Consider the following 25,059-nt stretch of genomic DNA (forward strand, 5'->3'; position numbering starts at 1 on the left):
ACCGGTGAGGCCGAGCGCCGAGGCGGGTCCCGAACGGAACGCTGTCCCGCGGCCGCGACGCTGTCCCGCGGGCCCGGGCTCACCGGCACCTAGCCTGGGCGGATGGACGGCACGGTCGATCTGCTCACACGGAGACTCCGGCTCCGGCGGCTCACCCGGGAGGACGAGGCGGCGGTGACGGCGTACCGGGGTGACGCCCCCGCCTCCCGCTTCCTCGGTCACGGTCCGCTCGCGGAGGGGCAGTACACCTCCTGGTTCGAGGAGCGGGACGCCGAATGGGAGCTGCGCGAGCCGGGTCACCGCCGCTTCTACGGCGTCGAGGTCCGAGCGACGGCGGCGCTCGTCGGTGACGCCGTGCTCGTCCGTTCGGCGGACGGGCAGCAGGGTGAGATCGGCATGTTCCTCCACCCGGCCACGTCCGGCCTGGGCTACTCGCTCGAAGCGGGCGGCGCTCTCCTCGACGTCGGGTTCGGGTCGCTCGGCCTGCACCGCATCATCGGCCGCACCGCAGCCGACAACCGCGGCTCCGTGCACGCGATGGAGCGGCTGGGACTGCGGCGCGAGGCCCTCTTCCTGCAGAGCGAGAGACGCGGCGAGACCTGGATCGACTCAGCGGTCTACGCGATCCTCGCGGACGAGTGGAGACGCAAAAGACACGCCGAGACGGTCTTCACCCCGAGCGAGTGACGGACCGCTGCTTTCAGGGAGACGGACAGCGGCCCTCGAGATGCCTGGAGATCTCTTCCTCTTCGGAAGGGGGCGCGCCACTGACCAGCACGGGCGCACCCCGCCGCAGTGCGCGGGTGGGACTGCTGCGGGCGGAGCTCTCGGCCGCTTCTCAGTCGGGCAGGCTCTGCCAGATCACCGACTCGACGGGGTCGCCGTCCGGTGTGCACTCGTCCGGAGTGTCCTCGAGCGTGAGGTAGCCACCGCCGCCCTCCACGACGTCGCCCGTCGTCAGCGCTCCCCGACCAGGGACGTCGATCGTCCGGCCGTCGCCACTGAGGCGCGAGCCGACCGGGAACACCAGCGGGAGGGCGGTCCCGTCGTTCTGCACGGCCAGGCAGCCCTCCTCGGTCGTCGTGAGAGTTCCGGCGATCGACGCCTGCATCACCAGGTCCGGGGCCTCGGAGGCGACCATCGCGGTGACGCCCTCGCTCCGCTGCACCGCGGCGTCGGAGTTGGAGCACGCCGTGAGCGTCATGGACGAGGCAACGCACAGCAGCACCGTCAGTGGGCGGAGTCGTCGACGCGGAATCATGAGAACAGCCTACGAATCCCTCCTCGGCGGAGTCGTACCGCTCAGCACTCCCCCGCTGGACACTGCACCGCGCGGGGCGGGTGACCGGTAGCCGAAGGGTCGCTCACCTGTCCGGACAGGGTCGCTCTACGGGCCGACGGCCGGCAGGGTCAGCACGGCACCCACCGCAGTGACCGCCGCGAGCAGGACGCCGACCGGGACAGCGACACGGGGACGGTAGGCGCCGATGACGAGGGTGGAGAAGGTCAGGAGCGCGCCGACTCCGACGAGCGCGAACCATTGGACGAGCGGCCAGGCCGGCCCGGCGAGGCAGTCGACGGGCGGGTCGTTCACCTCGAGGAACGTGCTGCGGTAGTCGCCCGCGCAGCCGAGGAGGATGAGCCAGTTCGTCACGGCGCCGAGCCCTGCGAGGACGACGCTGGAGACGGCGCCGACGACTCCGATGAGCGCGAGGATCGACGCGACGGCGTCGGAGGCGGCCGTCGTGGTGATCCGCCGGCTCATGGTCCTCCACGCGAGAACGTCGCGGCCGAGGCCGGGCCGGAGGGAGAAGGCACGCGCAGGCCGACTGCGGGTCGACCCGTGTGCCGATCCTGAGGGCTCACCGCACGACCGAGCGCGCGGGCAGGTGGGAGGCCGCTCCGCGCCGCCGGCTCAGTGCCCAGACGAGCGCGCCCGCGAGGAGCACCGCGCAGGTCAGCCCGGCGACGTGCAGGACGAGCGACGGCACTCCGTTCTCGGGGAGCAGGAAGCCGTACGGCACCCACCCGTCGGTCGCCCCGCGGACGAGCACGACGACGACCCAGACGATCGGGTAGGGCAGGACCACCCACAGCCGGCGCCACGGGAGCGGTCCGCGGTCGGCGACGACGATCCAGTCGAGGAGGACGAGCGCGGGGAGCACCACGTGCAGGACGGCGCTGACCCAGGGCGGGGCCGTTCCGGTACCGGGAACGAGAGTGTTGTAGATCACGGCGACGACGATGAGGTAGGCCGTCGCCGCACCGCGGACGTGGCTCAGCCACACCGGGGTCGGACGGCGGGCGAGCGCGACCGAACCGGCGACGATCAGCACCGCGCTGGCGAGGAGGCTGGTCTGGTTCGTGAAGTAGCCGAAGTAGTCGAACGGATTCGGCTCGCCGGCCGCGATGCTGAGCGCGTAGGTGTGGAGGATCACCGCGACCGCAGCTGCACCGACGGCGATGCGCGCAGCGCCCACGAGTGGGCGGATCGATGCCGGGGTAGCCACCGGCTCAGCCTAGGAGCCGTCGCGCTCACTGATGACCCGCGACAGTTTCCTCCCCTTTCGGAATGCCGGCCGAGGGCCTGTTCCGCTTCCCTTCGGACGAGATCCCACGCGTCGGTGAAGAGCGCAGTGCATGATGGCGCGATGTACGTCGGAGAGGCCCCGCGGCCGAATGGAGTGACGCTCATCGTCTTCGCCTTCGTTCTCGCCGCTCTTGGACCCGTCGTGGGATCCTTGGCCTCCCTCTCCATGTGGGACCCGAGCGAGACGTGCAGAACCCGCGGTGGAAGCAGATTGACCGGAGAGAAGTTCCTCTGGAATCCGCTGTGCTCGGACGGTTCAGTGGTTCAGCCGATGTGGATGACGTCGACGACTGCCGCGGCGCTGTCCGTCGCCCTGCTGTGTCTCATCATCGCGGCCGTCCGTGATGCTCGATATGACGCACAGGAGAGTGCGTCGCTCGAGGTCGAGCACGAATACTCCCGCCAGGCCCTGCCGGAGGACGACGGACTCCGCAGACTGGGCGACGAATGGTGAGAGACGTCGAGTCCGAGAGGTTCCGTCCCCATGAGCGTCAGACAGTCGCCTCGCCCGGATCACGCGATCCCCCTCGTTCTCGCCGTGCTCTTCACCGTCTTCGCCGCCGCTCTCGGGGTGGTGTCCTCGATCTTCCTGTGGGATCCGGGAGAGGCGTGTCGGGTCCGCGGCAGCTACTCCAGCCCCGAGAGCTTCCTGTGGAATCCACTGTGCGCGGACGGTTCGGCGGTCCAGCCGATGTGGATGACGGTGGCAGGCGCTGCTGCGCTGCTCGGTGCCGGAGTCTGCGTCATCCTGGCGATCGCTTTCCGAGTGCTCAACCATGAGCGGGAAGCCCCGCCGCCGGTCGTCTCGCACTGGGAGTGAACGACCGAGGGTTCGGACGGCTTCCGCTCGTTGCTGTTTCTGGGCGTCCTTCCGTTCCTCCGCCTGGTCGCCCTGGTCTCGATCGTCACCTCCGGCACTCTCCAGTGGGTCGGAGAGCGCGGGCAGCCCCGTCAGTGGCCTGAGCGGTCTCCCGTGAGAGGGTGATCCGCATGCAGCCCACGACCGAGTGATGCGGGCGCCCGCCGGACTGCAGCGAGGGCTCTCGAACACGCGGTGGATCTCGATACGCCCGCTCCGCGGGCTACTCGATCAGCAGGGAAGGGCACACGCAAGCTGGTCGACCCATGCTGGTCGAGCAGCCTCGCAGGGGCGTGTCGAGACCCGCGCCTCCGTGCACCGGTGGATCTCGATACGCCCGCGGAGCGGGCTACTCGATCAGCATGAACGGCTCAGGCCCTGGAGACCTCGACCAGATCGATCCATGCGGGTCGAGTAGTCCCGAAGGGACGTATCGAGACCTGCCCATCGACCCGCCGCGACCCGGTGCTGCGGCCTAGTGCGCTCGCGGCGGGAGCGCGACCGGGAGGGTCAGCTCGCCGCGCTCGACGAGGCTCTCGAGGGCCTCGAGGACGGCGGCCTCCGGTTCGTACCGCGGCGCGTAGCCGAGCAGCGTCGCCGCCTTCTCGATGGAGAAGTACTGGCTGCGGTGCAGGTGGCCCCAGCTCGCGTCGGCGAGGTCGTCGCCCGCGCTCCGGCGGAACTCCTCCCAGCCGATGCTCTCCAGCGCGGCCTCCTGCCCGAACCAGCCCGCGGCGATCTGCGCGAACCCGCGGACCGTGAGCGCCGACGGGGCCACGATGTGGAAGTCCTCCCCCGCGGCTTCCTCGGGTCGGGCCACCGCGAGCTCGAACGCCTGGGCGACGTCGTCGGCGTGCACGTGGTGCAGGGACTCCGCGCCCGAGCCCGGCATCCGCAGGGTCCCGCCGGTGGCCAGGGTCTCCCAGACGGCGGGGTCGAGGTTGCCCAGCGGGCCGATCGGTGCCCAGCCGGGTCCGCTGATGTGGCCCGGGTGCAGCGTGGTGGTGCGCAGGCCGCCCGCGGCGGTCTCGGCCTTCAGGAGGAGGGCGATCGCCTCCTTCTGGCGGCCGTACTCGTCGATCGCGGGAGTCCCCTCGCCCTCCCGGATCGGGAGCTTCAGGGTGGGCCCGTAGCGCCAGACCGATCCGCAGCTGATCAGGTGACCGACGTGACCGCGCAGCCCCTCGACGAGCGCCCGCGCCGAGTCGACGGTGAAGCAGACCAGATCGATCACCACGTCCGGACGCAGATCGCGGACCCGGGCGGCGAAGACGCCGTCCTCGTCCTCCTGCTGCCGATCGGCGACGACGTTCCGCACCTGCTCCCACTCCGGACCGGCGGTGTAGGGGGTGCTGGTGCCGCGGGCGATGTTCGTGACCTGGTGTCCGGCGCGGACGAGCCGGGGGACGAGGAAGGAGCCGATGTGGCCGCTCCCGCCGATGACGACGACGTGCATGGTGGCTCCTCGGGGTGGTGACGGGCGGTTCGCTCCACTCCACCACACTCGCGACCGGCGCCGCTGGTGCCCCTCCCCTGCTCCGAGCCCCGCCCAGCACGTCGGCTCGGCCGGGACGTCTCGAGCGAGGGCGGGAGGCGCCTGCCGTTCAGAGCGCCGCGGGTGGCACCGGTGGCGGGTTCGGGATCTCGAAGACGGCCGAGCGCGGCCACATCAGCGTCGGCATGCGCCTCCGCTCGGGCCCGCCGACGATCACCGCGGCGTCGAGCAGGTCCGCGGCGTGCGCGAGGACGTGCTCGAGGTAGGCGGGATGCACCCAGTGCGGTCCGGAGAAGGCGGAGATCAGGTCCTGGAGGACACGGACGGACTCGTGCTGATTCTCGTCCCGCGGGGTCATGGCGGCTCGGATCGGTAGGAGAAGCCCTCTCGGCCGAGCGATGTCACCGATCGGAGGGAGAGAGTTCGTGCACCTCCGCGACGCGGCCGGCATCCGTCACAGTACGCCTCGGACGACCTCGGAGAGGCGTTTCACGAATATCCCGGTGACACTGCAGAAACCGCCCTTCGCGTCTCCCTCCCGGCGACTGCGCGATCGATCGTCTCGGATCGGTGTGAGCAGTGCGGAACGGGGTTAGTCTCAGAGTCCATCCGAGACCTCGCGTGGCGAACCGCACCCTTCCCGGGCGCACGCGACGGCGGGACTCCCATGGGCAGGCTGCACGGCGACTCCGGCAGCGGTGCCGACGTCGACGACCGGCCCCTCGCTCCCCCGAAGCCCGTGATCGGGACGGAGCTCGGCACGAACGCGTGCACTCGCGCACCCGGCTTCCTCCCGTGAGCACCAGCCGGCCGGGAAGCGGCGCCTTCGGCGAGGAGATCGACCGGCTCCTCGCGTCCTTCACCACGCTCCTGCCCGGCGAGGACGCTGCCACATCCGTGCTCGGCGCTCCCTTCGAGATGCAGACACTCGCGGCGACCAGCCGTCGAGCGGCGACCCTCGACGAGACGCAGATCGACCTCGGTGAAGGGCCCGCCTGGAGCGCGTACCGCGCCTATCGCCCTGTCGAGCTGCAGGTCGACGACGAGCGGCACTTCGCCGCCTGGCCGGTCTTCGCGCTCTCCGCGGAGGCGGCAGGAACGAGGACCGTCCTCGCCGTCCCCCTGGTCATCGGCACCTCGAGCATCGGCGCGGTCACCCTGTACAGCAGCACCTCGATGCGGCTCGACGCCGAGCAGCTGCGGCTCGCGGGCCGACTCTCAGGAGCGCTCGCCAGGGCCGTGGTCGATCAGGCGATCACCCTGCCGGAGAACGGGAGACTCGCCCGTGATCCAGCGCTCTCGCGCCGGGACGTGCACCAGGCGACCGGGATGGTGATCGGCCAGACCCGGTCGACACCGGCGGACGCCCTCGCGATCATCCGCGCCTACGCCTTCGCGGAAGGCGTCGGAGTGCGCGACGTCGCCGCACGGATCCTCGCCGGATCGCTCGACTTCTCCCACGATCCGCCCGAGTGATTCCCCCTGCTCCGAGGCGGTCGACTGCGGATCCAGCCGGCGGTGATCAGTGCGCCCGGCGCCGCCAGGATCTCGAGATCGATGCCGCCTCTCGAGACGGTCGCGGGATGGTCTCGCCGGCCCATGGGGCGGCCGGTGCACCATCGCCGATCGTCTCCGAGATCGTCTACCGTGCGGTGATCACCTCACCGCGCATCCCGAGCGCCTGGAGATCGACACCCGTCGAGGAGACGATCATCTCTCCGGTATCGCCGTCGTAGACGACGGTGTAGACGTCCCACTCCTCAGCCGGAAACCCGTAGGGCGCGTCGTTCACGACGGGGGCGTGCACGCTCAGAGCCCACATCGGCGCCTCCGGTGAGATCCGAGTGTCGCCGCCGAGTCCCGGGGCGCAGGAGGACAGCTCCGCAGAGGTCGCCCGCACCGCGTAGATCGGGTACTGCTTCTTCTCCTCCGCGCTGACCGTGGAGAGGCGACTTCCGGCGCCGTCGGCCAGGTCGAGCGCCGGATTCGTCAGCTGCTGGACGTCGATCATCGGCCCGTAGGCGGTGTCAGCAGTCGGGGGGGGCACGGCGGGGCTCCCGTCGGTAGTGGAGACGGCTGGGGGGTCCCGAGGCGACGCCGGTGCTGCCTGTGTCTCCGTCGAGGTGGGCGTCGTCTTCGCGGTGGCGTCGATGGTGACGGGGCCGGAGCGGATGCGCATCGTGGTCGTGGTCTGCGTGAGGCTCACGTCCCCGGCGCCCAGGACGTCCCTCAGCCACTGCTCTCGTTCTCCGGCGGCATCGAGGCAGCCGATGTAGGTCGTTGCCGGGCCCCCGGTGACGAGCCGGACGGACGTCTGCAGACCTGCGTACTGGAGGTCGTAGGTGAGGGTGTTGCAGGGCCCGTCCACGCTGAGCTTCGACCGACCGTCGATGTCGATGACGCGGAGGCCGACCGGGTGATCGAGCAGCCAGTCGCCTGATCCCCGAGCAGCGATGACCGCGGTGGTCTCGTAGACGGACTCGGTCGCTTCCTCGGCGCTGAGCAGATCTCCCGCGACCTGCGACGTCGACGGTGAGCCGGGGCCGGCGGCGCTCGCCGCGCAGCCGCTCAGGACGAGCGCCGCGGAGAGGCAGAGGACGCTGAGGAGAAGTCTCCTCGCCCGTGTGCCGGTCACTGGTCGACTCCGGTCTGCGTCGTCGGCGGGTCGGTGCAGTCGACCCTGGTGCTCAGTCCCGTGAAGATCCGCAGGCGCCCGCTCTCCTCGCAGACCTGGCTTCCGTCGAGGGAGTACCGGGCGGCGTCCGTCCCGTCGATGGTCCCGCCGACGGCACCCGCTGCGGTGAGTGCAGCGCACGCCGCGGCGAGTGCCGCGGTGGACCGGCCGACGGGCGTCCGGATTTCGCCCGACAGGGCGATGCCCTGCCCGTCCGGCTCCCAGCAGGTGACGGGCGCAGCGATCGGAGTGCCGCGCTCCGTCGTCCCCGCCGTGAGGACTGCCGCGCTGAGGATCGCGCCCGCGATACCGGCGAGCGTCACCGCCGCGGCCTGGCCAACGCGTCGGCGGCGGCGGATGCGGTGCGCGAGGCGTGCGCTGATGCGCTCGAGCTGCTCATCGCTCAGGTCACGACTGTCCATGGTCCTCGGTCCGTTCCGTCAAAGTTCTCGCCAGTGATGCCCGCACCCGCGAGAGGCGGTTGCGGACCGTCCCGTGGGACAGGCCGAGGGAGCGAGCGGCGTCGCTGTAGCTGAGGTCGTCCTCGATGCACGCCGTCCAGATCGCACGGTCCGTCGCGCTCATCTGCTCGACCAGACGCCGCACGTCGAGCAGCCGGTCGCTCGCCTCCGCGTCGATGCCGCGAGAGGCGGTGTCGTCGGAGAGGGGCAGGTGGCGTCGGCGCTGCTCGCGGCGGTTGGTCGAGGAGCTGAGGTTGCGCGCCGTGACCAGCAGCCAGGGCAGCACCGACTCCCCCACGATGCGCACGCCCGAGCGGCGCTTCCAGAGCAGGAAGAAGGTCTCCTGCACGACGTCCTCCGCCTGGCCGGCGTCCGCGAGGAAGCTCCCCGCGGCCCGGTGGACCGCGCGGCCGTGCATCCGGAAGAGAGCATCCAGCGCCGAGGGGTCGCCGCCGCGAAGACGATGCACCAGCGTCAGCTCAACAGCATCGACCATCCGACATCACCCCCTCAGTAGTGAATGCCCTCAGAGCACGGTTTCGTCTCAGACTTCAGGGAGCGATCGCAGACGACTCGGCGATACGTCCGGGCTCATCCCCTGAGGGGAGGCCCGGTCGCCCGACCGGCGGCGTTGCATTCGCTGAGCGGGCGTGTTCGACTGAACCGACGTCAACGATCTCCGCGGGCGCCGGTGAGCCGTTGATCGATACTCAGGCGAGACGGTCGATGCGCTCGTTCTGGCTCGTTCCAACGGGCGACGCCGGTGGCACCGCGGTCACGGCAGCGGAAGCTCTTCCGCTCTCTCGGCGCCCATGATCTGGCGATGGTAGAGAAGCAGCTCCCAACCTCGGAGAGTGAAGTCATAGCGGGATCCCGGCTGCACGGCAGATGGCGCGATAAATGACGACGCCCACTAGACCAACTAGGAGAACCCGTGTTCCTCGCGCTCCTCGCCGGCGCTCCCGCCGTGATCGGGGTCCTCTGGCTCGTCACCCTGTCAGGAGACGGGTCCCAGGAGAAGGTGCGGCGAGACACCTGCATCGGCGCCCTCGTCGTCAGCGTGCTGTTCATCGTCGGAGCCGTCGTCTACTGGTTCGTACCGGTGGAGACGAGCAACGATGCTCAGGGCTCGTTCGGCGCTTCCGCTGTCGTCGGCGCCGCGCTGCTCGTCAGCGGCATCCTCGGCCTCGTCCTCACTCTGATCCTCCGGCTCACGATGCCGGGAGAGGCCCGCGTCGATCGCAGGTGACGCCGAGCTCGGACGATCGGGCTCGCCGCAGGCCGCGCAGCGCGACTCAGCCCACCATCGGAGCGCAGGTCCGGGCCGGGAGCCACTGCGGGAGAACACGAGATCCGGTCGGCGCTCCGCCGTACTCTCTCCCCCATGACGGACTACGCCCGACCCGCTGTCGAGGACCGCGTCTTCACGGACGAGGACGGCCGGCCGATCCCCTACGGGAACCGCTGGAGAGGAGGACCACCTCCGGACGAGAGCTACTCCCTCACCCGCGACACCGAGCGGTTCCGACCCGTCCACACGATCGCGGACGCCCTGCTCGAGTACCTCGCTCGCAGCTACGACGTCACGGTCGAGGACGACCCGGCCCTCGCCGCCCGGGACGAAGCCGAGATCTCCTGGGCCGCCCGCGCCGTCCGCGTGACCCCGCGATCGGTCGATGCCGCCCCGCTCACGATCGTCTGGACCGTCTTCCCCGGCGTCCTCCTCCACGCCGGAGCACTGCAGCGGTTCGACTACCCCGTCTGCGGCTGCGACGCCTGCGACGACGACTGGACCGCCCTCGCGGACGACCTCGAGCGAGCCGTCCTCGACGTCGTCGCGGGACGCTACGAGGAGAGCATCACCGCTCACGACGACGGCATCACTGTCGCCTACCGCATCGGAGGCGGTGGTGAGCTGGGCATGTCGAGCGGCTACACCAACGAGGAGGGCGTGCATGAGGTGACCAGTCACGACGGGCAGCAGGTGTCCGCGCCCTGGAGCCGGGCGTGGCAGGCCTGGCCGGAACGCAGGCGCTGACGGACGCTCCGCACGGAGTCACCCCAGCAGGAGCGCGCCGGTCGGGCGACCCCGATCCCGCGCCGCCCTTGACCTCCCTCCCCTATCTTCCTATTCTTCGGTCATGCCCAGACGGAAGCAGGGAGCGGTCCTCCCCCTCGAGCTCGACCTCCTGGACGCGCTCATCGATGCGGGCGAGCCGACGCACGGCTTCGCTCTCGCCGCGTCGCTCGCCACGGGAGACGGCCGGCCGCTCACCGCGCACGGCACGCTCTACAAGGCGCTGGGGAGGATGCAGGAGCGCGGTCTCGTCTCGTCGTCCTGGGAGGACAAGGCGGAGGCGAACGCGCAGGGCCGCCCTCCGCGCCGCCGCTACGAGGTGACCGGCGAGGGACGCGCCGTCGCCCACGCGGCCGCCGCTGCCCGCTCGGGCGCTGCCGGTCGCGCCCCGTTCGTCCTCGGTGGAACGGCGTGAGCGCCCGATCGTCGGCGGCGGTGCGCCGCTCCACGGTCGCCGCGCTGCGCTGGTGCCGCTTCTACACCCGCGGGCTGGATCCGCACTTCGCTACCGAGCGGGCGGAGGAGATCGCGTCCGACCTCTTCGAGCACACCCGGTGGGCCGAGGAGAGAAAGCAGGCTCCCCGCCGCACGGCTCGGCAGATCGCCTCGCGCACGGTCCGGGGCGCCGGGGCGGATCTGCTGTGGCGCCGCGCCCGACTCCACGAGGGAAGCGCGGAGATGCTCTTCGACGCGCGAGTGGGGTCGCTCTCCACCGCCCTCTGGGCTGTCGTGTTCGTGCTCGTCCTGGCCTCCGTCGTCGTCGGCGGGTGGGCGAGCATCCGCCTCGTCACGGAGAGTCCGGTGCCGTTCGCGACGACGGCACCGGTGTTCGCGGCGACCGCCGTCGCCGCGCTGGCTCTGCTGCTGCTCCTGCACCACCGGACCCGCCGTGCCGGCGCCGTGCTGGGAGCGGTCGCCGTCTCGGTCCTCCCGACGGTCGCGGTCGACGCGCTCTGGTACATCAGCGCCACGGTCCCCGTGCTCGTGTCCTCGGTGCCCTCCCTCGACCTCCTTCTCCTGCTGCTGGGGAACGCGCAAGGACTCGTCCTGCTCGCCGCCGCCCTCTGCTGGTCCATCGCCCGACGCCCCACCGGAAGCCAGGTCACGACATGACGGATCCCCGCCCTCGAGGCACCACCCGGCTGCGCGCCACGATCGCCCTCGCAGCGGGAGGACTGCTCCTCACGGCAGGCCTCGGCGCCGTCCTCGCCGCCACCACGGCGTCGGCCGTGCAGGACTACGACGACCGCTTCGCCGCCGCGCGGGCGGCCGATCCGCCAGTCGTCGAGGAGGACGTCGCCTCGTCGCCGCTCCCCTCGATCACCCCCGCCGCCCACGAGCCGGGCACGCCGTTCGAGGAGGCGACGCCGACCGCCGCCCCCGACGGGCACCGGTACGACCAGTGGGGCGTCCGCCTCTACGACGTCTCCGACGCACCGGACGACATCACCTACCCGGCGAGCCTCGTCGGCGACGAGCTCGGCAACGCGGTCAGCTGGGTCGACATGCAGCTGCGCATCGCCGGCTGCATGCGCGAGGAGGGCTTCGACTACACCTTCAAGCTGTGGTGGGAGCGCTCGCCCGAGGACCGGGGCTCCGAGCCCCTCGCGGAGGACAGCGAGGCCATGGCCGCCCTCTACGGCACGAACCTCACCTCCACCGGCCCCTACGACTGGACGCAGGCCGGCTGCCAGGGCCGGATCGTGCACGAGATGGGCAACGACGACGCTCACTGACGCCCCGACGAGGGAGCGTCGCCACGGAGTCGGCCTCGCGGCCCGTCGCCGACCGTGTGCCGCTCCGGCGGTGCGCTCAGACCTCGTCCTGCCGCGTCGCCCAGGCGATCAGGCGGCGGAGGATCTCGCGGTGCTCGGGCGACTCGAAGGAGCGGGGGTGGTGGCCGAGGGCGTCGTAGGCGACGCGGCCGCTGCCGCCGGTCGCCTCGCGCAACCAGATCAGGGGGTGCTCGACGCCGTCGTGCTCGTGGACCGCGAGGACCTCGTTGTCGGCGGCGGTGCGGAGGGACGTGTAGCGCTCGTCCTGCAGGACGAAGTCCCCGACCCCGGCGGTGAGCGGGTGGCCGCGGAGGCGGACGCGGGCCTCGCCGTGCTCGGGGTGGAAGGACGTCCCCCGCTCCCACCGGCCGCCGATCGCCTGCTCCCACTCCGGCGCGTCGACGAAGCTCGTCGAGGAGGCGTGCAGCGCGAGCACGGGGGCACCGCAGGCGAGCAGGCGTCCGAGGCCGGCCCGCGCAGCGGCGGCGGGCGACGGTGCGCCGTCCCGGGGCAGCCCGACGTTGACGACGACGAGGTCCGGAGCGTCTTCGAACCGCTGCAGCGCGTCGTCCACGTCCGGCGCGACGGTGAGCGCGAAGCCCGACTGGCGCAGGATGCCGGCCACGCACTCCGTGGTCTCGCCGAACGGATGCCAGGGGTCGCCGTAACGGCCGGCACCAGCGCGGCCGGCACCGGAGAGGACGAGGGCGGAGAGCATTCGCGACACGCACCGGAGCCTAGGCGGCGTTCGGGAGCGCGTGCCTCGACACAGTCCTCGACGCCGCCCGGAGGCGCGGCGCTCCGGACGGTCACTCCCCGCTGGTCTGAACGCTCGCCACGTCGTCGCAGGTCGCCGTCATCGCGGCGACGACCGCGGGGTCGTCCTGCGCGAGGTCGTCGCCGCCGCTCGTGACGGCGCCGTTGGTCGCGGTGCGCCCGTCGGCCGAGAGCTCCACCTGCGTCGAGGTGATGCTGTAGCGCCCGTCGGCGTCCCGCGCGGCGAGGACTCCGGAGATCGAGTGGTGGCCGTCGGCGTCGGCCGTGCCGCAGGTGACGCCCGTGCCGGCGTCGCCGAACCCGGCGAGCACGAATCGGTACGGCTCCCCGTCGACGCCGATCGGCGTCACGAACGCGCAGTCGGTGAAGGCGAAGAGCGCGGCGGTCCTGCCGTCGCTGAGGACCGTCGCCGCGAGGGTCGGGCTCACCGCGACCGTCCAGCCGCGGTGGGTCGCCGGGCCCGCCAGCGTGTCCTGCTGCAGGAAGGTCGCACCCGAGGCGGTGCGGATGCCGTAGTCGAAGCCGCCGTCCTCGTCGTAGAACGCCTGGTCCGCCCGGCCGTCGCCGTCGACGTCGCCGATCTCCGCCGTCGCGACGCCGGCCGGGACGGGAGTGTCGTTCGGGGTGCAGCCGGTCGACGACGCGGGCGGTGCGGACGACGGTGCCGACGCGGAAGGGCTCGCCGGTACGGCGGTCGCGCTGGACGCGGCCGTCGACGCGGACGCCGAGGGCGGCGTCGACGCCTGCGTCTCCTGAGCCGCCCCCGTCGAGCAGCCCGTCACGCCGGCGAGTCCGCCGATCACCGCGACGGAGAGCACGAGGAGACGGGGCGTGAACGGACGGGACTTCCTGCTTGCCGAGCGAACCATGACGACCTCCTCGATCACGATAGGACTGCCGCGCCGTTCCCGCCTCCCCGGGATCTCCGCCGTGCCCCCTCCCGGCCTCCCGGCGCCGGCTCAGCGCCCCGGCAGGGTGTCGAGCGACCGGGAGCGCGCGGCGAGGAGCTCGGCGTAGGTGCCGTCCCGCTCGGCCCAGCGCAGTCGCTGCGCGGCCCGGACGACGATCTCGTCCGGAGTCGGCTCCTGCGTCAGCAGCTCGAGGACCTCGTCGAGGTAGGCGTCGAGGGGCAGGGCGGCCGGGTTGACGGCCTCCTGGTCCGCGGTCGCGACGGCCGGCGGGACGAGCTCGGTCACCCGGACGCCCGTGCCGGCGAGCTGCGCCCGCAGCGACTCGGTGTACGCGTGGACGCCCGCCTTCGACGCGCCGTAGCTGGGCATCAGCGGGAACGGCAGGAAGGCGATCCCCGAGGACACCGTGACGATGTCGCCGCCGCCCCGGCCGAGGAGGTGCGGGGTGAAGGCGTCGACGGCGCGGATCGTGCCGAGCAGGTTGACGGCGACGGTCCGCTCCGCGGTGGCGAAGTGGGCGGGGTCGCGGAGGTCCTCCTGGAGCAGGACCCCGGACATGGTGACGACCGTGTCGAGGCCGGGATGCGCCGCCAGCACCTCGTCCCTGGCGCGGGTCACGGAGTCGGTGTCGGTGACGTCGATCCGGACGGTCCCGAGGTCCTCGACCCGGTCGGTGTCGCGTCCGCCGACGACGACGGTGCTGCCGGCGGCGGCGAACCGGCGGGCGAGGCCGAGGCCGATGCCCGAGGTGCCGCCGATGACGAGGACGGTGCGGTCGGTGATGTCCATGGTGTCTCCTCCTGGGGAACGGGTCCGCGGTGAACGGCTCGGCTCGATGGTCGTCGCCGCCGCCGGGGGCAGCCAGGTCCCGGCGGATCCGGGGAGTGGCAGGGCCTCTCTCCACGCGCGACGGGGTGGGTATCGTCGGCCCCATGGATGTCGACGCACCGGCGAACGCGCTCGGCGAGTACCTGCAGGCCCGGCGCGCGCTCGTCGCTCCCGAGCGGGTGGGCCTGCCGTCGGGGACGCGGCGGCGGGTGCCGGGCCTCCGCCGGGAGGAGGTCGCCCTCCTCGCCGGCATCAGCGCCGACTACTACGTCCGCCTCGAGCGCGGCCGCGACGACAACCCCTCCGTGCAGGTGGTCGAGGCCATCGCCCGGGTCCTGCAGCTGGACGACGTCGAGACCGCCTGGCTGCACGAGCTCGCCGCACCGAAGCCCCGCGTGCGGCGGCGCACGCGGCCGGCGGAGCAGGTCCCCGCGCGGCTGCACCACCTCCTCTCCGCACTCGAGGTCCCCGCCTTCGTCGAGGGCCGCTACTTCGACGTCCTCGCCTCGAACCGGGCTGCCGTGTCGCTCTCGCCACGGCTCGCCCCCGGCCACAACCGCCTGCGGTCGCTGCTGCTCGATCCCGAGGAGCGCCTCTTCCACCGCGACTGGGAGACGGCGGTCGAGTCGTTCGTCGGCGTGGCCCGGCAGACCCTCGGCCAGGACGCGAGCGATCCCCGCGCGGTCGAGCTCGTCGGCGAGCTGTCCCTCGCCAGCGCCCGCTTCCGCACCCTCTGGGCCCGGCACGACGTCCGCCCGCTCCGCGGCGGCACCGCGACGATCGACCACCCCCGGGTCGGTCCCCTCGACCTGCACCGCGAGAAGCTGCCGGTCGACGGGCTCGTCCTGGTGATCTACTACCCCGACGAGCACGGCGACAGCGCCGACCGCCTGCGCCTGCTCGCGGCCTGGGACGGCAGCACACCCGAGTCCGCGCTCGGGGCGCGCGACTGAGGGTCCCCGGGACGACGTCAGAGGCGCGGTGCTCGCGGGGACGATGCCGGAGTCACGGTCCTCGGCGGGCGGTCCCCCTCGGGCTCCGGCTCGTCGGTGAGGCGCAGCCCGCCCGGGGCGTAGGAGTCCGCGATCCAGCGCCGCACCCAGGCCTGGTTGAGGACGACGCGATCGGCACTGGCGTACCGGAACCGGAGCGCGCTCGCGGGATGCAGCCAGATCGAGGTGCGACCGCTGCCCACGGCCGGCAGATCCTTCCAGGAGAGGTAGAAGCTCTCGCCTCGGCCGAGCTTGGTGCCGATGACGACCTGGAGGTGACCGAGGACGCGGTCCTCGAAGTCCACGTCGAGCCGCGAGTCGTAGACGAGTCGTCCCATGGGGATCCTGACGTCGGGTGCATCCGGAATGGATGCCGTGGCCACGCGAAAGGGGTCCGGATGGGGTCGGAACGGAGGCTACGCCCGAACGGGCCGGAATCCTCACGCTTCGTCGATATCGGTGCGACATCCCGCTCCTGGCTCCGCCGAGCGCTTCCCAGAGCGACTCGGGAGGTCTACGTTGCAGACACACGGGGTTCCGGATCCGGATCGGAGGCCGTGAGGAGGGGGCTCACCGTCCTGGCGGCGCCGCCTCTGCGCGGGTTCCCGTCGGCTGCGCGCACTCCGGCGTGACCGACGGGCGCCGCAGTGCGGAGCCGGCCCGGCCCGCGCGGCCGCGCGGAGCGCCTCGCACCGCAGGACGAGCCGCGGTCGGCTACCTCCTGCTCGCCGGTCCCGGCAACCCCGTCCCCGCCCGGTCGTCGCATCGCCGACCATGGAACGGTGCAGCAGCTGAGCAACGCCCTCCGGAGCTCCTTCCCGGCCGGCGGCGGAGACCGCCGTGACTGAGCCGGGCGAGGAGCCGGGCCCCTTCCTGTCCTGGGTCGGCGCGCTCGAGGAGGTGGGCGACGACGACGTGCCGGTCCTGCAGGCGGTCGGCTTCCTCAGCGTGAGCCTGCATCTGAGCGCGGACGCGGCGTTCGCCGCTCTGCGCGACGAGGCCCGTGCGCTGACCCTCGACCTGCGGGAGGTCGCTTCCGAGGTGATCACCTTCCGCCGGACCATCCCCGCACCCGAGTGAGGCGTCGGCGGACGGACGGCGAGATCTGCGGCACGGGTCGCTCGCCCGGCACTTCTGTCCGCAAGCGGACATGTCCGCTAGAGGATCTTGCCGCGGGCACTCCCCCACTGCGACACTCGCCCCGATGAGCACCCACGGCGTCCGCGACCCCCGCCCCTCCGATGTCGCGAGGCGCACCGTGCTCGGGGCGGCCTGGTCGACCCCGGTCGTCGCGGTCGCGACGGCCGCGCCGATGGCGGCAGCGAGCACCGCCGGGCTCACGGCCCGCCTGTCCTGGGACGGCCCGAGGGGCGTCCAGACGGAGTCGTCCCTCCTGTTCCTCACCCTGGAGTCGCCCCCGCGAGGGACGCCGGTGGTCCGCGGGACCGGCACTCTCACCCTGACGGTCCTCGAGCAGTACGCCTTCTCCCCGGCGAGGTCGGTCGTCGCGCCGACGGGGTGGACGGTGATCAACGACAACGGCCGGACGATCACGATCCTCGCCCCCGACGGCGTGAGCGCGGGGACCAAGGGCTTCAACGTCGAGTGGGGCGAGCTGTCCGGCAACTGGACGACCACGGCCACCTGGACCGAGAGCGAGGTCACCGGCTCCGTCTCGTCGACCATCGAGATCGGGCCGCGGGGCTTCCCCGTGCTCGAGTGGCTGACGAACCCCGCCGTCCTCGGCGGGACGTCGACGCTCCGGCTGCTGGTGCCCGCCGACTGCTACGCCATCGGCTACCCCGGGCTCCTGCTGATCCCCGCCGAGTTCTTCGACGCGTCGACGATCGCCCTGCCCGCGGGTTGGACCGTCGTCGACGAGGACAGCGCCGCGTTCGCCTACCTCACCGGTCCGACCGTCGCCGGCGCGGCCGACTTCGCCTTCACGTTCGGCCCGGGCTCGACCGCGACCAGCCCGGTCGTGCAGTGGATCTCCCCGACGGCACCGGGGACGACGCCGATCCAGCCCCGACCGCCCCTCCGGCTCACGCCCGCCTGACGCGCCGGCGCCGGCGCGCGGCTGACGGCCGGTCTCGATACGCGCCTGCGGCGCTACTCGACCAGCATGGGGCGGCGGGTTTCGACACGTCCCTCCGGCGCTGCTCGACCAGCAGGCAGAGGGCGCCGGCTAGGCCGGGTTCGACTTCAGCAGCCGGGTCACCGCGATCATCGCGCCGCCCACCACCGCGGGGATTCCGCCGCCGGGGTGCACCGACGCTCCGACCCGCCACAGCCAGGGCCGCAGGCGGTCGTGGTACGCGGGCCGGTGGAAGGGCCCGCTCTGCCAGGAGGGCCGCGCCGCACCGTAGAGCGCGCCGTGCGGTTCGCCGCCCTCGCCGTAGTACTGCGGATCGAGCACCGTCTGCTCGTCGAGGAGGTCGGTGAGGAGCCCGTCGAGCCCCATCGCCCGCGAGACGCGCTCGACCTCGCGCCGCACGAACGGGTGCTCGGCGGTGTACCGGCCGCCGTCGGCGGGCGCGGTGAGCAGCACGCCGAGCGTGCTGTGCGGATTCGGGTACACCTCGCCCGCGCGGTACTGGTTGACGAACACCATGGTGTCCGCCGGCTCGTCGCCCGCCTCGAGGCTGCGGTGCAGCGCGGCGGGCCGGGTCGGCAGCACCACGCTGTGCGTCGCGATGCTCGCCGGCAGCTCCTCCCGCAGCACGCCGTAGAGCGCGATCGCCGAGCAGGAGAGGGTGCGGGGGCGCAGGCGGGGCAGCGCCGGCAGCCGCGACGGACCCGTCAGCGCCTCGAGCCGGTCGGCGTCCAGGGCGCTGACGACGAGGTCGGCGGGGTAGTGCCCGGCGTCCGTGGTGACCGACCCGCGCTCGATGCGGACGACCGCCTCGCCGGTGCGCACCTCGACGCCGGCCGCCTCGGCCAGCCGGCCCAGCGCCAGCACGATCTCGTACACGCCGCCGCGGGGCACCCAGGCCCCGGTCTCGGCCATGATCGCCGGCATGCTCGCGTAGAGGGCGGGGGTGCGCGCGGGCGAGACGCCTGCGTTGAGGGTGTGGATCGCGATGATCTCGCGCAGCCCCTCCGGCAGCCAGGGCAGGCCGTCGAGGTAGGCGCGCGTGGTGAGGCGCGAGCCGTAGACGGCCAGCAGCCGGCGCAGCGCCGGGAGGGCGGCCCGGTCGAGCGGATCGGCGAGCAGCAGCTCGGTCACGTCGTCGGCGAGGGGCGCGTGCAGCTCGGAGAAGCGCCGCCAGGCCGGGTACCAGGGGTGGTCCGGCGCGACCGGCAGCGAGGTCTCCTCGCCGTCGTAGTAGTAGCGGCCCACCTCGGGCATCCGCACCAGGTCGAGCCGACCGGCGTCCCGGACGCGCTCGAGGGCGCGCTCGCCGTCGCCGAGGCGCCGCAGCAGCTCGTCCCACACCGCCGGGAACGTCACCAGGGACGGCCCGGTGTCGATGCGGTCCTCGCCCAGCTGGAGGCGGCGGCTCTTGCCGCCGAGCTCGGCGGAGGCCTCGAGGAGGGTGACCCGGTGGCCGGCGTGTGCGAGCAGCGCGGCCGCGGTGAGCCCGCCGATCCCGCCGCCGACGACGACGATGCGGCTCATGCGGAGCCTCCCAGCACGATCGAGACCAGCAGCAGGACGCCGGTGAAGGAGCCCGCGATGTACGGGAAGGCGACCGACAGGCGGTAGAGCCGGTGACCGGTCTCCGGCGTCGGGTCGCGCAGCAGGCGCACGACGAGGACGCCGGCGATCAGGAGGTTGACCGCGGCGACCGGCAGGCTCACCAGGGCGAACAGCACCGTGGAGACGATCCACCAGGCCCCGCTCCACAGGGCCGTCCCGCGCGCACCCAGCCGCACCGCGGTGGTGGTGATGCCCGCGTCGCGGTCCTCCACGATGTCCTGCACCGCGTCGAAGGCGTGCTTGGCCACGCTCCAGGCCATCAGCCCGAGAGCGGCCGGCCAGACCGGCGACACCTCGAAGGCGGCGGGCACGATGACCAGCGGCAGCGCGTAGGCCGCGTTGCTCAGCGAGTCGAGGAAGGGCCGAGCCTTGAAGCGCAGCGGCGGCGCGGAGTAGAAGACGAAGACGCCCGCGTAGAGCAGGATCGCGGCGTTCGCGAGCGGCGGCAGCGCGAGGAGGAAGTAGACCAGGAACGGGACGTTGGTCGCCGCTACGGCCCAGGCGATCAGCCGCACCTCGGACTGCCGGATCCTGGCGCCCTCGATCGAGCCCTTGCGGGGATTGGACGCGTCCGTGTCCTGGTCGTAGACGTCGTTGACGCCGTAGATCAGCAGATTGAACGGCAGGGTGAGCCACAGGATGATCGGCAGCGCCCGCAGGTCGAACAGCGCGCCGGTGAGCCACACGGCGACGAGTCCGGAGCCGATGGTGTTGATCCAGAGCACCGGGCGCGAGATGTGCACGAGGCGGCGCACGACCGCGCCGATCGCGAGCGGTGCGGTGCTCGCCGTCCGCTCACTGCCATCAGTCACTCGCCCGAGGCTACCCGGCCCCTCGACGCGGGGTGATGACTTGCGGGCCACACTGGGGGGATGCGTATGATGCTCGCCACCGCCGGCACCCGGGGCGATGTGGAGCCCTTCGCGGCCCTCGCCCGGCACGCCGTCGCCCGCGGTCACGAGGTCCTGCTGGCCCTGCCCGACGACGCCGACGCCCCCGAGGGCGTGGACACCGTGGCCCTCGGGCTGGACGCTCGGCGGGTGCTCTCCCCCGCCGGCCGCACCCCGTGGGCGCTCGCGAACCATCTGCGCCGGGAGGTGCGGCCCGCGATGCGGCGGATGCTCGCCACCGCGGTGCGGGAGACCCTCGCCTTCGAGCCCGATGTGGTGGTCCACCACCCGCTGATCCTCAGCGCGCCGATGGCGGCGGACGCGCTCGGCGTGCCCCGGGTGCTGGTGGAGTTCGCGCCGGTGGCCACGCCGAGCGAGCGGTTCCCCGCCGCCGGAGGGCCCACCGCCACCCGCGACCTCGGCGCCTGCAACCGGCACACCTACGCCGTGCCGCGCAGCGCCGCCCGGCTCTTCGAGGCCGACGTCGCCCGTGCCGCCAGCGAGCTGCCGGGCGGGCGACGTCCGGACCGGCGGTCGCCGTCGCGCGCGACGCTCATGGCGGTGAGCCCCGCGCTGCTGCCGCGTCCCGACGACTGGCCGGAGCGGGTGCACCAGACGGGGGCGTGGTTCGGGGAGTCGGCCGCGTCCCCCGACGCCGCGGTCGCCGAGTTCCTGGCCGGCGGACCCTTCCTCGTTGCGTCGTTCGGCTCGATGGCGACCGGAGACGCCTCGCTTCGCGGCGACGCGATCGTCACCGCCGCCCGCGCCCACGGCCTGCGGGTGCTGCTCGTCACCGGGTGGGGCGGACTCACGCTGCCTGAGGAGTGCCGCGGTCCCGACGTGCTTGCGGTGCGGTCGGCGCCGTTCGACGCGGTCCTGCCGGGCGCCGCGCTCGCCGTGCACCACGGCGGGGCCGGCACCTCGCACGCCGTCGCCCGGGCCGGCGTGCCCGCCGTCGTCGTGCCCGTCACCGCCGACCAGCCGTTCTGGGCCGCCCAGCTGCACCGGCAGGGCCTCGCCGCCGCCCCGGTCCCGCTGCGCCGCCTCTCGGCCGCCACCCTCGTGCCCGCGATGAGCGACGCCCTGTCGCGGCGGGAGCGGGCGGCCGAGGTGGGCCGTCTCCTGCGGACCGAGCACGGGGTCCAGCGGGCGGTCGAGGTGCTCGAGGCGCTCTGACTCGAGGCGCTCTGTGGCGGGCTCTCGACCCGTCGGCAGCCTCGGACGCCGCGGCGGCGTTCGCCGGCCTCGTTCGAGGACGGCGACAAGACCGAGGGCGATTCTCGGTGACCTGAGTGAAGACGACGGCGCGGGTCCGCCCGGAAGACTGGACGCGTGGATCAGGACAGCGTCAGCATCTCCTCCGAGCTCGCCCAGGTGTCGTCGCACTGGACGCCCCGGGTCGTCGGGCGGGTGAACGACCAGTACGTGAAGGTGGCGAGGCTCCTCGGCGAGCTCGTCTGGCACTCGCACGACGAGGAGGACGAGATGTTCCTGGTCGTCTCGGGCCGGCTCCGCATCCGACTCGAGGACCGCCCCGACGTGCATCTCGCTCCCGGGGAGTTCTTCGTCGTCCCGCGGGGCGTGCGGCACAATCCCGTGGCCGAGGAGGAGGTCGAGATCGTGCTGATCGAGACCGTCACCACCGCACACACCGGCGACGTCGTCGTCGCCGGCACCGTGCCGATCGCCGCGCAGCTGAACCGCTCCTCCGAGCCCGGGGCCTGACCGCTCACTCGACGCCGGAGCCGCCCTGCTCGACGCCGGGTTCCGATCGCCGGGCCTCCGCCCGGGTGTACTCTCTCCTCATCTGAGGTAAAAAGCAGTCCGCGCTCGTCCGCGGTCTGTGCGCACACGCGGCATCGAGTGATCCGCCACTTCTTCCCCGTGAAGGAGTGCGCCCATGGTGCCCGACGCCCCCGATCCGCCCCGCGAGGCACGGCCCCACGCTGCCTGCGCGAGGAGCGGATCGCCCTCACCGGCCTGTCGGCGGCGTCCCTGCTCGGGATGCTCGACAGTTCGATCCTCACCGTCGCCCTGCCCACCCTCGGCCGCGACCTGCACGCGTCGACTGCGGGCCGGCAGCGGGTGACCGGCGCCTCCTCGGCCGCGACCGGCGGCCGCCGTCCTCGCGGGGACCGGCTTCGCGATCCGTCAGCGCGCCGCCCGACCTCCTCCGCTTCCAGGACGCGATCACCGTCGCCGCCCTGGCCCTCTCTCTCGCCGCCGCGGTGCTCGTCGCCGCCGGCGCCCTCCGTTCCCGCACCACCTCGACCCAGGAGACCACCGATGTCCGACACCCTCACGCCGCCGCCCTTCGACCCCGAGCTCGCGACCTTCCTCGACCGGCTGCAGGAGCGCGGACCCTTCACCCTGACCACGGCGATGCTCCCGCGCATGCGCGAGCTGGAGACGACGGAGCACGAGCTCGACGACGCACTGCGCGCCCGCGGCCTCGAACGGCGCACTGTCACCGTCCCCGGGCACGACGGTGATCCGATCGACCTCGGCATCCTCCAGCGCGCCGGTCGCTCCGGCACCGCCCCCTGCTTCTTCACCATTCACGGCGGCGGCATGATGTTCGGCCACTACCTCGGGAACCTCGACTCCTACGACGACTGGCTGCTCACCCACGACGTCGTCCTCGTCACCGTCGACTACCGCCTCGCCCCCGAGCACCCCGATCCCTACCCCGTGGAGGACTGCTACGCCGGTCTCGTCTGGACCGCCGAGCACGCCGACGCACTGGGCGTCGACCCCGACCGCATCGTCCTGGTCGGCCAGAGCGCCGGTGGCGGACTCGCCGCGGGCACCGCCCTGCTCGCGCGCGACCGCCGGGGACCGTCGATCCTGGCCCAGATCCTGATCTCCCCGATGCTCGACGACAGCGATTCGACCGTCTCGACGAGGCAGATCGACGGGATCGGCGTCGCCGACCGAGCCATGACCCGGTTCGGCTGGGACGCCTACCTCGGCGCCCGGCGCGGCGGCGAGGACGTCTCCGTCTACGCCGCGCCTGCACGAGCCGGCGATCTGTCCGTACTCCCCCAGGCCTACCTCGACTGCGGCAGCGCCGAGGTTTTCCGGGACGAGACGGTCGCCTACGCGAGCCGCCTCTGGGAAGCCGGAGTCCAGGCGGAGCTCCACGTCTGGCCCGGAGCGTTCCACGGCTTCACCAGCATGATGCGCGGCGCCGAGCTGTCCCGCGCCGCCGTCACCGCGCTGGCCCGGTGGACGACCCGCCTCCTGGAGGGACGACCGTGAGCGGCGAGCGGGCGGGGCGCTGAGCGGTTCGCGCGCCGCCCGTCCGCCGGGTCGGGCCGCGTCCCGCAGCGCGCGCCCGTCCTCCGCGGGGACTGCGACCTCAGGGGGAGGCTCGCGCCGAGCCCCGCGGCTACCGTGAAGGGATGGCTTCGAACGAGAATCCCGCCGCGCCAGTCGCGGTCTGGTACTTCGTGGGAGCGACGTTCGTCGCCGCCCTGCCGATGATCCTGCTCCCGGACCTGCCCTGGCCGCTGCGCCTGGGCAGCATCGCGCTCGCGCTCGCCCTGATCGCGGGCGGCGGTGCGCAGCTGCGCCGCGAGAAGCGCGACGCCGCCCGTCGCGGGGACCAGCCGCCCGAGGCGTAGCGCCGGCCTCCGGAGAAGCCGAGCGCCGCCGCGCCCGGCTTCCCCGGTCGAGAGCGTCGACTCCTCATCCCGGACCCTCTCCACTCCGCTGTGCGACACCGGCGGGGCGGGGCGGATGATGGTCAGGTGAACCGCACCGATCGTCTCTACGGGCTCGTCGAGGAGCTGCGAGCGGTCTCGCCCCGGCCGCGGAGCGCACGTCGCCTCGCCGAGCGGTTCGAGGTGTCCGTGCGGACCATCGAGCGGGACCCGTCCGCACTGCAGCAGTCCGGACTGCCGATCTGGGCGGAGCCGGGCCGGACGGGCGGCTACGTCATCGACGCGTCCGCGACCCTCGGCCCCGCGGGATTCACATTCCGGCGCGGGGCCTCCGCGAAGAGGATCGGCCCACGAGTCGTCTTGAGTGGAACGCCGCCGAGGCCGACTCGATCCCCGGCCTCGGCGTCCTCCGCGAGAACGTCATCCGCCCGAAACCACCTGGAAACAGCTCCGCGGCTACCGTGCGGATGACCGAGCGTCACTGTGCACCACCGAGAGAGAGTCCTGACATGACCGAGCGCCCCGCAGGCCTGAGCAACATCGTCGACGTCCTCGCCATCGATGCGAGCACCCTGCCCTGGCAGGAGCTGCACGTCGAGCAGATCGACGCCCGGCTCCCCGTGAAGCCCCTGCTCTCCGACCCCGACACCGGCATGACCGTGCAGCTCATCCGCTACCCGGCGGGCTTCACGAACCGCTGGCACACCCACTCCGCGGCGCACGGGATGTACGTCCTCGACGGCGTGCTGCGGACCCACCAGGGCGACTTCGGCCCGGGCAGCTGGGTCTGGTTCCCCGAGGGCGGCTGGATGGAGCACGGCGCAGCGGAGTCCGACACCACCTTCCTCTTCATCACCAACAAGGCCTTCGACATCCACTACACGGAGCAGGAGTCCGCGCCCTACCCGCAGTCCTGACCGGGCTCCGACCACCCGGTCGACCATCCTGGGACGGGACGCCGGATTCGACGACGCGGTGCTCGACGGCCCCGTCCGGAGACCACCGCTGGAGTGGAGGGATCTGCGACCTGAGGGGGAGGCTCGCGCCGAGCCCCGCAGCTACCGTGGAGGGATGGCGTCGAACGAGAATCTCGCCGCGCCCGCCGCGGTCTGGTACTTCGTGGGAGCGACGTTCGTCGCCGCCCTGCCGATGATCCTGTTCCCGGACCTGCCCTGGCCGCTGCGCCTGGGCAGCATCGCGCTCGCCCTCGCCCTGATCGCGGGCGGCGGTGCGCAGCTCCGCCGGGAGAAGCGCAGCGCCGACCGCGGCGTCGACCAACCGCCCGAGGCGTAGCGTCGGCGTCCGGCGCAGCCGAGCGTCGCCGCGCGTCGCCGGGCGTCGCCGCGCGGGAGAGGCGCCCTC

Annotated in this window: 34 protein-coding genes; 20 read left to right on the top strand and 14 right to left on the bottom strand. The window is 72.8% G+C overall.

Annotated features, from left to right (window positions below; all coding sequences use genetic code 11):
- Positions 1–102: 102 nt before the first annotated feature.
- Entirely contained in the window at positions 103–687 is a 585-nt protein-coding gene (locus C1I64_RS06985) for a GNAT family N-acetyltransferase (protein ID WP_127886706.1), read from the top strand.
- Positions 688–838: 151 nt separating this feature from the next.
- On the opposite strand, the gene C1I64_RS06990 is transcribed toward C1I64_RS06985, so the two are convergent.
- From C1I64_RS06990 to C1I64_RS07000, 3 genes are all read right to left on the bottom strand, one after another.
- Positions 839–1,204, bottom strand: a complete 366-nt coding sequence (locus tag C1I64_RS06990; RefSeq protein WP_127886707.1) for a hypothetical protein — start codon at positions 1,202–1,204, stop codon at positions 839–841.
- A gap of 183 nt (positions 1,205–1,387) precedes the next feature.
- Positions 1,388–1,765 (bottom strand): hypothetical protein, encoded by a 378-nt coding sequence (locus C1I64_RS06995; RefSeq protein WP_127886708.1) that lies wholly within the window; start codon positions 1,763–1,765, stop codon positions 1,388–1,390.
- Positions 1,766–1,862: 97 nt separating this feature from the next.
- Entirely contained in the window at positions 1,863–2,510 is a 648-nt protein-coding gene (locus C1I64_RS07000; protein ID WP_127886709.1) for a Pr6Pr family membrane protein, read from the bottom strand.
- Between the two features lie 141 nt (positions 2,511–2,651).
- Here C1I64_RS07000 and C1I64_RS20325 point away from each other — a divergent pair, with 141 nt between their 5' ends.
- Both C1I64_RS20325 and C1I64_RS07010 read left to right on the top strand, forming a co-directional pair.
- The gene (locus C1I64_RS20325; RefSeq protein WP_208645096.1) at positions 2,652–3,044 is read left to right on the top strand and encodes a hypothetical protein; all 393 of its coding nucleotides are present in this window, start codon (positions 2,652–2,654) and stop codon (positions 3,042–3,044) included.
- 30 nt (positions 3,045–3,074) lie between these two features.
- Positions 3,075–3,410: a hypothetical protein gene (locus tag C1I64_RS07010; RefSeq protein WP_127886711.1), complete on the top strand. Its 336-nt coding sequence runs from the start codon at positions 3,075–3,077 to the stop codon at positions 3,408–3,410.
- Positions 3,411–3,924: 514 nt separating this feature from the next.
- Here the strand turns inward: C1I64_RS07010 and C1I64_RS07015 are convergent.
- Together C1I64_RS07015 and C1I64_RS07020 are read right to left on the bottom strand one after the other, a co-directional pair.
- Positions 3,925–4,905 carry an NAD-dependent epimerase/dehydratase family protein gene (locus tag C1I64_RS07015; RefSeq protein WP_127886712.1) on the bottom strand — a complete coding sequence of 327 codons (981 nt, stop codon included), beginning with the start codon at positions 4,903–4,905 and terminating at the stop codon, positions 3,925–3,927.
- Positions 4,906–5,053: 148 nt separating this feature from the next.
- The gene (locus C1I64_RS07020) at positions 5,054–5,302 is read right to left on the bottom strand and encodes a hypothetical protein (protein ID WP_127886713.1); all 249 of its coding nucleotides are present in this window, start codon (positions 5,300–5,302) and stop codon (positions 5,054–5,056) included.
- Positions 5,303–5,611: 309 nt separating this feature from the next.
- Here C1I64_RS07020 and C1I64_RS20730 point away from each other — a divergent pair, with 309 nt between their 5' ends.
- A complete protein-coding gene (locus C1I64_RS20730) occupies positions 5,612–5,743 on the top strand; it encodes a hypothetical protein (protein ID WP_279630157.1) in 132 nt (43 codons plus the stop codon).
- Positions 5,740–6,420: a GAF and ANTAR domain-containing protein gene (locus C1I64_RS07025; protein WP_127886714.1), complete on the top strand. Its 681-nt coding sequence runs from the start codon at positions 5,740–5,742 to the stop codon at positions 6,418–6,420. Before C1I64_RS20730 ends, C1I64_RS07025 begins: the two co-directional genes overlap by 4 nt.
- 166 nt (positions 6,421–6,586) lie before the next feature.
- On the opposite strand, the gene C1I64_RS07030 is transcribed toward C1I64_RS07025, so the two are convergent.
- Genes C1I64_RS07030 through C1I64_RS07040 form a run of 3 tightly spaced genes read right to left on the bottom strand, consistent with a single transcriptional unit; the run spans position 6,587 to position 8,575 of the window.
- Positions 6,587–7,579: an META domain-containing protein gene (locus tag C1I64_RS07030; protein ID WP_127886715.1), complete on the bottom strand. Its 993-nt coding sequence runs from the start codon at positions 7,577–7,579 to the stop codon at positions 6,587–6,589.
- The gene (locus C1I64_RS07035) at positions 7,576–8,040 is read right to left on the bottom strand and encodes a hypothetical protein (RefSeq protein WP_127886716.1); all 465 of its coding nucleotides are present in this window, start codon (positions 8,038–8,040) and stop codon (positions 7,576–7,578) included. Before C1I64_RS07035 ends, C1I64_RS07030 begins: the two co-directional genes overlap by 4 nt.
- Entirely contained in the window at positions 8,027–8,575 is a 549-nt protein-coding gene (locus tag C1I64_RS07040; RefSeq protein ID WP_127886717.1) for an RNA polymerase sigma factor, read from the bottom strand. Before C1I64_RS07040 ends, C1I64_RS07035 begins: the two co-directional genes overlap by 14 nt.
- A gap of 438 nt (positions 8,576–9,013) precedes the next feature.
- Between C1I64_RS07040 and C1I64_RS07045 the strand changes: the two genes are divergently transcribed.
- The 5 genes from C1I64_RS07045 (at position 9,014) to C1I64_RS07065 (ending at position 11,892) form a co-directional block, all read left to right on the top strand.
- The gene (locus C1I64_RS07045) at positions 9,014–9,328 is read left to right on the top strand and encodes a hypothetical protein (RefSeq protein WP_127886718.1); all 315 of its coding nucleotides are present in this window, start codon (positions 9,014–9,016) and stop codon (positions 9,326–9,328) included.
- Positions 9,329–9,463: 135 nt separating this feature from the next.
- On the top strand, positions 9,464–10,117 hold the full coding sequence (locus C1I64_RS07050; RefSeq protein WP_127886719.1) for a DUF6226 family protein: 654 nt from the start codon (positions 9,464–9,466) through the stop codon (positions 10,115–10,117).
- Between the two features lie 103 nt (positions 10,118–10,220).
- Entirely contained in the window at positions 10,221–10,571 is a 351-nt protein-coding gene (locus C1I64_RS07055) for a PadR family transcriptional regulator (RefSeq protein ID WP_123446431.1), read from the top strand.
- Positions 10,568–11,269, top strand: coding sequence for a hypothetical protein (locus tag C1I64_RS07060; RefSeq protein ID WP_127886720.1), 702 nt, complete (start codon positions 10,568–10,570; stop codon positions 11,267–11,269). The genes C1I64_RS07055 and C1I64_RS07060 overlap by 4 nt, the downstream gene beginning before the upstream one ends.
- Positions 11,266–11,892, top strand: coding sequence for a hypothetical protein (locus C1I64_RS07065; RefSeq protein WP_127886721.1), 627 nt, complete (start codon positions 11,266–11,268; stop codon positions 11,890–11,892). The genes C1I64_RS07060 and C1I64_RS07065 overlap by 4 nt, the downstream gene beginning before the upstream one ends.
- A gap of 76 nt (positions 11,893–11,968) precedes the next feature.
- Here C1I64_RS07065 and C1I64_RS07070 read toward each other — a convergent pair whose 3' ends face one another.
- The 3 genes from C1I64_RS07070 to C1I64_RS07080 form a co-directional block, all read right to left on the bottom strand.
- Positions 11,969–12,649: a ThuA domain-containing protein gene (locus tag C1I64_RS07070; RefSeq protein WP_127888489.1), complete on the bottom strand. Its 681-nt coding sequence runs from the start codon at positions 12,647–12,649 to the stop codon at positions 11,969–11,971.
- Positions 12,650–12,740: 91 nt separating this feature from the next.
- A complete protein-coding gene (locus tag C1I64_RS07075) occupies positions 12,741–13,577 on the bottom strand; it encodes a hypothetical protein (protein WP_127886722.1) in 837 nt (278 codons plus the stop codon).
- Between the two features lie 90 nt (positions 13,578–13,667).
- Positions 13,668–14,408: an SDR family oxidoreductase gene (locus C1I64_RS07080; RefSeq protein ID WP_127886723.1), complete on the bottom strand. Its 741-nt coding sequence runs from the start codon at positions 14,406–14,408 to the stop codon at positions 13,668–13,670.
- A 143-nt stretch (positions 14,409–14,551) separates the two neighbouring features.
- Here C1I64_RS07080 and C1I64_RS07085 point away from each other — a divergent pair, with 143 nt between their 5' ends.
- The gene (locus C1I64_RS07085; RefSeq protein ID WP_127886724.1) at positions 14,552–15,400 is read left to right on the top strand and encodes a helix-turn-helix domain-containing protein; all 849 of its coding nucleotides are present in this window, start codon (positions 14,552–14,554) and stop codon (positions 15,398–15,400) included.
- 17 nt (positions 15,401–15,417) lie between these two features.
- On the opposite strand, the gene C1I64_RS07090 is transcribed toward C1I64_RS07085, so the two are convergent.
- On the bottom strand, positions 15,418–15,777 hold the full coding sequence (locus C1I64_RS07090; protein WP_127886725.1) for a DUF7882 family protein: 360 nt from the start codon (positions 15,775–15,777) through the stop codon (positions 15,418–15,420).
- Positions 15,778–16,279: 502 nt separating this feature from the next.
- Here C1I64_RS07090 and C1I64_RS07095 point away from each other — a divergent pair.
- Together C1I64_RS07095 and C1I64_RS07100 are read left to right on the top strand one after the other, a co-directional pair.
- Complete coding sequence (locus tag C1I64_RS07095) at positions 16,280–16,519, top strand: ANTAR domain-containing protein (RefSeq protein WP_127886726.1); 240 nt, start codon at positions 16,280–16,282, stop codon at positions 16,517–16,519.
- 124 nt (positions 16,520–16,643) lie between these two features.
- On the top strand, positions 16,644–17,498 hold the full coding sequence (locus tag C1I64_RS07100) for a hypothetical protein (protein WP_127886727.1): 855 nt from the start codon (positions 16,644–16,646) through the stop codon (positions 17,496–17,498).
- A gap of 129 nt (positions 17,499–17,627) precedes the next feature.
- Here the strand turns inward: C1I64_RS07100 and C1I64_RS07105 are convergent, their stop codons facing one another.
- Both C1I64_RS07105 and C1I64_RS07110 read right to left on the bottom strand, forming a co-directional pair.
- Complete coding sequence (locus tag C1I64_RS07105; protein ID WP_127886728.1) at positions 17,628–19,061, bottom strand: phytoene desaturase family protein; 1,434 nt, start codon at positions 19,059–19,061, stop codon at positions 17,628–17,630.
- Positions 19,058–19,954 carry a UbiA family prenyltransferase gene (locus C1I64_RS07110; protein ID WP_127886729.1) on the bottom strand — a complete coding sequence of 299 codons (897 nt, stop codon included), beginning with the start codon at positions 19,952–19,954 and terminating at the stop codon, positions 19,058–19,060. Before C1I64_RS07110 ends, C1I64_RS07105 begins: the two co-directional genes overlap by 4 nt.
- Before the next feature lie 60 nt (positions 19,955–20,014).
- Between C1I64_RS07110 and C1I64_RS07115 the strand changes: the two genes are divergently transcribed.
- The 7 genes from C1I64_RS07115 to C1I64_RS07145 all read left to right on the top strand — a co-directional run bounded on the left by C1I64_RS07115 (position 20,015) and on the right by C1I64_RS07145 (position 24,990).
- Entirely contained in the window at positions 20,015–21,208 is a 1,194-nt protein-coding gene (locus C1I64_RS07115) for a glycosyltransferase (RefSeq protein ID WP_127886730.1), read from the top strand.
- A gap of 156 nt (positions 21,209–21,364) precedes the next feature.
- Positions 21,365–21,757 (top strand): cupin domain-containing protein, encoded by a 393-nt coding sequence (locus C1I64_RS07120; RefSeq protein ID WP_243586970.1) that lies wholly within the window; start codon positions 21,365–21,367, stop codon positions 21,755–21,757.
- A 561-nt stretch (positions 21,758–22,318) separates the two neighbouring features.
- Positions 22,319–23,293, top strand: coding sequence for an alpha/beta hydrolase (locus C1I64_RS07125; RefSeq protein ID WP_127886731.1), 975 nt, complete (start codon positions 22,319–22,321; stop codon positions 23,291–23,293).
- A gap of 143 nt (positions 23,294–23,436) precedes the next feature.
- Entirely contained in the window at positions 23,437–23,658 is a 222-nt protein-coding gene (locus C1I64_RS07130) for a hypothetical protein (RefSeq protein WP_123446411.1), read from the top strand.
- 126 nt (positions 23,659–23,784) lie between these two features.
- Entirely contained in the window at positions 23,785–24,168 is a 384-nt protein-coding gene (locus tag C1I64_RS20865; RefSeq protein ID WP_425272898.1) for a helix-turn-helix transcriptional regulator, read from the top strand.
- Positions 24,169–24,206: 38 nt separating this feature from the next.
- Positions 24,207–24,614 (top strand): cupin domain-containing protein, encoded by a 408-nt coding sequence (locus tag C1I64_RS07140; protein WP_123446410.1) that lies wholly within the window; start codon positions 24,207–24,209, stop codon positions 24,612–24,614.
- Between the two features lie 154 nt (positions 24,615–24,768).
- A complete protein-coding gene (locus C1I64_RS07145) occupies positions 24,769–24,990 on the top strand; it encodes a hypothetical protein (protein WP_127886732.1) in 222 nt (73 codons plus the stop codon).
- Positions 24,991–25,059: the final 69 nt, after the last annotated feature.

This window comes from Rathayibacter festucae DSM 15932 (assembly GCF_004011135.1).
Classification (GTDB): Bacteria; Actinomycetota; Actinomycetes; order Actinomycetales; family Microbacteriaceae; genus Rathayibacter; species Rathayibacter festucae.

Excerpts from the sequence above, each read along its gene's own strand:
- C1I64_RS20325 (WP_208645096.1), top strand. The coding sequence starts at position 2,652 with ATGTACGTCGGAGAGGCCCCGCGGCCGAATGGAGTGACGCTCATCGTC.
- C1I64_RS06985 (WP_127886706.1), top strand. The coding sequence starts at position 103 with ATGGACGGCACGGTCGATCTGCTCACACGGAGACTCCGGCTCCGGCGG.
- C1I64_RS07100 (WP_127886727.1), top strand. The coding sequence starts at position 16,644 with ATGAGCACCCACGGCGTCCGCGACCCCCGCCCCTCCGATGTCGCGAGG.
- C1I64_RS07075 (WP_127886722.1), bottom strand. The coding sequence starts at position 13,577 with ATGGTTCGCTCGGCAAGCAGGAAGTCCCGTCCGTTCACGCCCCGTCTC.
- C1I64_RS07015 (WP_127886712.1), bottom strand. The coding sequence starts at position 4,905 with ATGCACGTCGTCGTCATCGGCGGGAGCGGCCACATCGGCTCCTTCCTC.
- C1I64_RS07010 (WP_127886711.1), top strand. The coding sequence starts at position 3,075 with ATGAGCGTCAGACAGTCGCCTCGCCCGGATCACGCGATCCCCCTCGTT.
- C1I64_RS07145 (WP_127886732.1), top strand. The coding sequence starts at position 24,769 with ATGGCGTCGAACGAGAATCTCGCCGCGCCCGCCGCGGTCTGGTACTTC.
- C1I64_RS07140 (WP_123446410.1), top strand. The coding sequence starts at position 24,207 with ATGACCGAGCGCCCCGCAGGCCTGAGCAACATCGTCGACGTCCTCGCC.
- C1I64_RS07035 (WP_127886716.1), bottom strand. The coding sequence starts at position 8,040 with ATGGACAGTCGTGACCTGAGCGATGAGCAGCTCGAGCGCATCAGCGCA.
- C1I64_RS06990 (WP_127886707.1), bottom strand. The coding sequence starts at position 1,204 with ATGACGCTCACGGCGTGCTCCAACTCCGACGCCGCGGTGCAGCGGAGC.
- C1I64_RS07070 (WP_127888489.1), bottom strand. The coding sequence starts at position 12,649 with ATGCTCTCCGCCCTCGTCCTCTCCGGTGCCGGCCGCGCTGGTGCCGGC.
- C1I64_RS07130 (WP_123446411.1), top strand. The coding sequence starts at position 23,437 with ATGGCTTCGAACGAGAATCCCGCCGCGCCAGTCGCGGTCTGGTACTTC.
- C1I64_RS07105 (WP_127886728.1), bottom strand. The coding sequence starts at position 19,061 with ATGAGCCGCATCGTCGTCGTCGGCGGCGGGATCGGCGGGCTCACCGCG.
- C1I64_RS07020 (WP_127886713.1), bottom strand. The coding sequence starts at position 5,302 with ATGACCCCGCGGGACGAGAATCAGCACGAGTCCGTCCGTGTCCTCCAG.
- C1I64_RS07090 (WP_127886725.1), bottom strand. The coding sequence starts at position 15,777 with ATGGGACGACTCGTCTACGACTCGCGGCTCGACGTGGACTTCGAGGAC.
- C1I64_RS07125 (WP_127886731.1), top strand. The coding sequence starts at position 22,319 with ATGTCCGACACCCTCACGCCGCCGCCCTTCGACCCCGAGCTCGCGACC.
- C1I64_RS07085 (WP_127886724.1), top strand. The coding sequence starts at position 14,552 with ATGGATGTCGACGCACCGGCGAACGCGCTCGGCGAGTACCTGCAGGCC.
- C1I64_RS07040 (WP_127886717.1), bottom strand. The coding sequence starts at position 8,575 with ATGGTCGATGCTGTTGAGCTGACGCTGGTGCATCGTCTTCGCGGCGGC.
- C1I64_RS06995 (WP_127886708.1), bottom strand. The coding sequence starts at position 1,765 with ATGAGCCGGCGGATCACCACGACGGCCGCCTCCGACGCCGTCGCGTCG.
- C1I64_RS07055 (WP_123446431.1), top strand. The coding sequence starts at position 10,221 with ATGCCCAGACGGAAGCAGGGAGCGGTCCTCCCCCTCGAGCTCGACCTC.
- C1I64_RS07115 (WP_127886730.1), top strand. The coding sequence starts at position 20,015 with ATGCGTATGATGCTCGCCACCGCCGGCACCCGGGGCGATGTGGAGCCC.
- C1I64_RS07080 (WP_127886723.1), bottom strand. The coding sequence starts at position 14,408 with ATGGACATCACCGACCGCACCGTCCTCGTCATCGGCGGCACCTCGGGC.
- C1I64_RS20730 (WP_279630157.1), top strand. The coding sequence starts at position 5,612 with ATGGGCAGGCTGCACGGCGACTCCGGCAGCGGTGCCGACGTCGACGAC.
- C1I64_RS07065 (WP_127886721.1), top strand. The coding sequence starts at position 11,266 with ATGACGGATCCCCGCCCTCGAGGCACCACCCGGCTGCGCGCCACGATC.
- C1I64_RS07050 (WP_127886719.1), top strand. The coding sequence starts at position 9,464 with ATGACGGACTACGCCCGACCCGCTGTCGAGGACCGCGTCTTCACGGAC.